Raw genomic sequence first — 5,578 nt, forward strand, 5'->3', positions numbered from 1 at the left:
CCGGCGCAGTCGAAACGGAAAACTCCTTGGTAAACAATGAGTTATGTAGGTTTCGGCAGCAGGTTGCTTCAGTTCATCGAAGCGCGAACGAAGTTGAAAAAGAGGTGTTGACAGCAGCGTGTAACGCTGTAGAATTCGCCTCCCGCTGATGAGAGATCTGAAGCGCAAGTGGTTGAAGTTGTTGAAGAATTCTTCGAAAGCTTCTGAAAATAATCACTTGACAGCAAATGAGGCTGCTGTAGAATGCGCGCCTCGGTTGAGACGAAAGATCTTAACCAACCGCTCTTTAACAACTGAATCAAGCAATTCGTGTGGGTGCTTGTGGAGTCAGACTGATAGTCAACAAGATTATCAGCATCACAAGTTACTCCGCGAGAAATCAAAGATGTAACCAACGATTGCTGAGCCAAGTTTAGGGTTTCTTAAAAACCCAAAGATGTTTGAACTGAAGAGTTTGATCATGGCTCAGATTGAACGCTGGCGGCAGGCCTAACACATGCAAGTCGAGCGGTAGAGAGAAGCTTGCTTCTCTTGAGAGCGGCGGACGGGTGAGTAATGCCTAGGAATCTGCCTGGTAGTGGGGGATAACGTTCGGAAACGGACGCTAATACCGCATACGTCCTACGGGAGAAAGCAGGGGACCTTCGGGCCTTGCGCTATCAGATGAGCCTAGGTCGGATTAGCTAGTTGGTGAGGTAATGGCTCACCAAGGCGACGATCCGTAACTGGTCTGAGAGGATGATCAGTCACACTGGAACTGAGACACGGTCCAGACTCCTACGGGAGGCAGCAGTGGGGAATATTGGACAATGGGCGAAAGCCTGATCCAGCCATGCCGCGTGTGTGAAGAAGGTCTTCGGATTGTAAAGCACTTTAAGTTGGGAGGAAGGGCAGTTACCTAATACGTGATTGTTTTGACGTTACCGACAGAATAAGCACCGGCTAACTCTGTGCCAGCAGCCGCGGTAATACAGAGGGTGCAAGCGTTAATCGGAATTACTGGGCGTAAAGCGCGCGTAGGTGGTTTGTTAAGTTGGATGTGAAATCCCCGGGCTCAACCTGGGAACTGCATTCAAAACTGACTGACTAGAGTATGGTAGAGGGTGGTGGAATTTCCTGTGTAGCGGTGAAATGCGTAGATATAGGAAGGAACACCAGTGGCGAAGGCGACCACCTGGACTAATACTGACACTGAGGTGCGAAAGCGTGGGGAGCAAACAGGATTAGATACCCTGGTAGTCCACGCCGTAAACGATGTCAACTAGCCGTTGGAAGCCTTGAGCTTTTAGTGGCGCAGCTAACGCATTAAGTTGACCGCCTGGGGAGTACGGCCGCAAGGTTAAAACTCAAATGAATTGACGGGGGCCCGCACAAGCGGTGGAGCATGTGGTTTAATTCGAAGCAACGCGAAGAACCTTACCAGGCCTTGACATCCAATGAACTTTCTAGAGATAGATTGGTGCCTTCGGGAACATTGAGACAGGTGCTGCATGGCTGTCGTCAGCTCGTGTCGTGAGATGTTGGGTTAAGTCCCGTAACGAGCGCAACCCTTGTCCTTAGTTACCAGCACGTCATGGTGGGCACTCTAAGGAGACTGCCGGTGACAAACCGGAGGAAGGTGGGGATGACGTCAAGTCATCATGGCCCTTACGGCCTGGGCTACACACGTGCTACAATGGTCGGTACAGAGGGTTGCCAAGCCGCGAGGTGGAGCTAATCCCATAAAACCGATCGTAGTCCGGATCGCAGTCTGCAACTCGACTGCGTGAAGTCGGAATCGCTAGTAATCGCGAATCAGAATGTCGCGGTGAATACGTTCCCGGGCCTTGTACACACCGCCCGTCACACCATGGGAGTGGGTTGCACCAGAAGTAGCTAGTCTAACCTTCGGGAGGACGGTTACCACGGTGTGATTCATGACTGGGGTGAAGTCGTAACAAGGTAGCCGTAGGGGAACCTGCGGCTGGATCACCTCCTTAATCGACGACATCAGCTGCTCCATAAGTTCCCACACGAATTGCTTGATTCATTGAAGAAGACGATAAAGAAGCAGCCCGAAATTGGGTCTGTAGCTCAGTTGGTTAGAGCGCACCCCTGATAAGGGTGAGGTCGGCAGTTCGAATCTGCCCAGACCCACCAATTTTGTGTGGGAAACGCCTGTAGAAATACGGGGCCATAGCTCAGCTGGGAGAGCGCCTGCCTTGCACGCAGGAGGTCAACGGTTCGATCCCGTTTGGCTCCACCACTACTGCTTCTGTTTGTTGAAAGCTTAGAAATGAGCATTCCATTGTGATGATGGTGAATGTTGATTTCTAGTCTTTGATTAGATCGTTCTTTAAAAATTTGGGTATGTGATAGAAAGATAGACTGAACGTTACTTTCACTGGTAACGGATCAGGCTAAGGTAAAATTTGTGAGTTACTCAGTTTTGAGTATTATCGAATTTTCGGCGAATGTTGTCTTCACAGTATAACCAGATTGCTTGGGGTTATATGGTCAAGTGAAGAAGCGCATACGGTGGATGCCTTGGCAGTCAGAGGCGATGAAAGACGTGGTAGCCTGCGAAAAGCTTCGGGGAGTCGGCAAACAGACTTTGATCCGGAGATGTCTGAATGGGGGAACCCAGCCATCATAAGATGGTTATCTTACGCTGAATACATAGGCGTAAGAGGCGAACCAGGGGAACTGAAACATCTAAGTACCCTGAGGAAAAGAAATCAACCGAGATTCCCTTAGTAGTGGCGAGCGAACGGGGACTAGCCCTTAAGTGGCTTTGAGATTAGCGGAACGCTCTGGAAAGTGCGGCCATAGTGGGTGATAGCCCTGTACGCGAAAATCTCTTAGTCATGAAATCGAGTAGGACGGAGCACGAGAAACTTTGTCTGAATATGGGGGGACCATCCTCCAAGGCTAAATACTACTGACTGACCGATAGTGAACTAGTACCGTGAGGGAAAGGCGAAAAGAACCCCGGAGAGGGGAGTGAAATAGATCCTGAAACCGTATGCGTACAAGCAGTGGGAGCCCACTTTGTTGGGTGACTGCGTACCTTTTGTATAATGGGTCAGCGACTTATTTTCAGTGGCGAGCTTAACCGAATAGGGGAGGCGTAGCGAAAGCGAGTCTTAATAGGGCGTCTAGTCGCTGGGAATAGACCCGAAACCGGGCGATCTATCCATGGGCAGGTTGAAGGTTGGGTAACACTAACTGGAGGACCGAACCGACTACCGTTGAAAAGTTAGCGGATGACCTGTGGATCGGAGTGAAAGGCTAATCAAGCTCGGAGATAGCTGGTTCTCCTCGAAAGCTATTTAGGTAGCGCCTCATGTATCACTGTAGGGGGTAGAGCACTGTTTCGGCTAGGGGGTCATCCCGACTTACCAAACCGATGCAAACTCCGAATACCTACAAGTGCCGAGCATGGGAGACACACGGCGGGTGCTAACGTCCGTCGTGAAAAGGGAAACAACCCAGACCGTCAGCTAAGGTCCCAAAGTTATGGTTAAGTGGGAAACGATGTGGGAAGGCTTAGACAGCTAGGAGGTTGGCTTAGAAGCAGCCACCCTTTAAAGAAAGCGTAATAGCTCACTAGTCGAGTCGGCCTGCGCGGAAGATGTAACGGGGCTCAAACCATACACCGAAGCTACGGGTATCACGTAAGTGATGCGGTAGAGGAGCGTTCTGTAAGCCTGTGAAGGTGAGTTGAGAAGCTTGCTGGAGGTATCAGAAGTGCGAATGCTGACATGAGTAACGACAATGGGTGTGAAAAACACCCACGCCGAAAGACCAAGGTTTCCTGCGCAACGTTAATCGACGCAGGGTTAGTCGGTCCCTAAGGCGAGGCTGAAAAGCGTAGTCGATGGAAAACAGGTTAATATTCCTGTACTTCTGGTTATTGCGATGGAGGGACGGAGAAGGCTAGGCCAGCTTGGCGTTGGTTGTCCAAGTTTAAGGTGGTAGGCTGGAATCTTAGGTAAATCCGGGATTCTAAGGCCGAGAGCTGATGACGAGTTAACTTTTAGTTAACGAAGTGGTTGATGCCATGCTTCCAAGAAAAGCTTCTAAGCTTCAGGTAACCAGGAACCGTACCCCAAACCGACACAGGTGGTTGGGTAGAGAATACCAAGGCGCTTGAGAGAACTCGGGTGAAGGAACTAGGCAAAATGGCACCGTAACTTCGGGAGAAGGTGCGCCGGTGAGGGTGAAGGACTTGCTCCGTAAGCTCATGCCGGTCGAAGATACCAGGCCGCTGCGACTGTTTATTAAAAACACAGCACTCTGCAAACACGAAAGTGGACGTATAGGGTGTGACGCCTGCCCGGTGCCGGAAGGTTAATTGATGGGGTTAGCTAACGCGAAGCTCTTGATCGAAGCCCCGGTAAACGGCGGCCGTAACTATAACGGTCCTAAGGTAGCGAAATTCCTTGTCGGGTAAGTTCCGACCTGCACGAATGGCGTAACGATGGCGGCGCTGTCTCCACCCGAGACTCAGTGAAATTGAAATCGCTGTGAAGATGCAGTGTATCCGCGGCTAGACGGAAAGACCCCGTGAACCTTTACTATAGCTTTGCACTGGACTTTGAATTTGCTTGTGTAGGATAGGTGGGAGGCTTTGAAGCGTGGACGCCAGTCTGCGTGGAGCCAACCTTGAAATACCACCCTGGCAACTTTGAGGTTCTAACTCAGGTCCGTTATCCGGATCGAGGACAGTGTATGGTGGGTAGTTTGACTGGGGCGGTCTCCTCCTAAAGAGTAACGGAGGAGTACGAAGGTGCGCTCAGACCGGTCGGAAATCGGTCGTAGAGTATAAAGGCAAAAGCGCGCTTGACTGCGAGACAGACACGTCGAGCAGGTACGAAAGTAGGTCTTAGTGATCCGGTGGTTCTGTATGGAAGGGCCATCGCTCAACGGATAAAAGGTACTCCGGGGATAACAGGCTGATACCGCCCAAGAGTTCATATCGACGGCGGTGTTTGGCACCTCGATGTCGGCTCATCACATCCTGGGGCTGAAGCCGGTCCCAAGGGTATGGCTGTTCGCCATTTAAAGTGGTACGCGAGCTGGGTTTAGAACGTCGTGAGACAGTTCGGTCCCTATCTGCCGTGGACGTTTGAGATTTGAGAGGGGCTGCTCCTAGTACGAGAGGACCGGAGTGGACGAACCTCTGGTGTTCCGGTTGTCACGCCAGTGGCATTGCCGGGTAGCTATGTTCGGAATAGATAACCGCTGAAAGCATCTAAGCGGGAAACTAGCCTCAAGATGAGATCTCACTGGAACCTTGAGTTCCCTGAAGGGCCGTCGAAGACTACGACGTTGATAGGTTGGGTGTGTAAGCGCTGTGAGGCGTTGAGCTAACCAATACTAATTGCCCGTGAGGCTTGACCATATAACACCCAAGCAATTTGCTTGCTTCGAGCTGAAAAGCGAAAGAGCACCAGATTGCGGTGTGTGAAGACGATAGAACCGAAAGTTCGATCTCACAAAACACCGAAAGCTATCACATACCCAATTTGCTGAAGCGAGGCCAACTGGTCACGACTCAGTACCCGAATTTCTTGACGACCATAGAGCATTGGAA

The 5,578-nt window shown here is 50.9% G+C and carries 2 tRNA genes and 2 rRNA genes; all 4 read left to right on the forward strand.

The features are described 5' to 3' along the window. The first annotated feature begins 442 nt into the window (after window positions 1-442). Window positions 443-1,979, forward strand: a 16S ribosomal RNA gene (locus DBR46_RS30060). Window positions 1,980-2,062: 83 nt separating this feature from the next. Then, a tRNA-Ile gene (locus tag DBR46_RS30065) sits at window positions 2,063-2,139 on the forward strand. Between the two features lie 30 nt (window positions 2,140-2,169). Further along, window positions 2,170-2,245: transfer RNA gene (locus DBR46_RS30070), tRNA-Ala, on the forward strand. 249 nt (window positions 2,246-2,494) lie between these two features. After that, window positions 2,495-5,386: ribosomal RNA gene (locus tag DBR46_RS30075) — 23S ribosomal RNA — on the forward strand. The 16S and 23S rRNA genes sit together here with 2 tRNA genes alongside, the layout of an rRNA operon. Window positions 5,387-5,578 lie beyond the last annotated feature (192 nt).

The organism is Pseudomonas sp. KBW05 (assembly GCF_003852405.1).
Lineage (GTDB): Bacteria > Pseudomonadota > Gammaproteobacteria > Pseudomonadales > Pseudomonadaceae > Aquipseudomonas.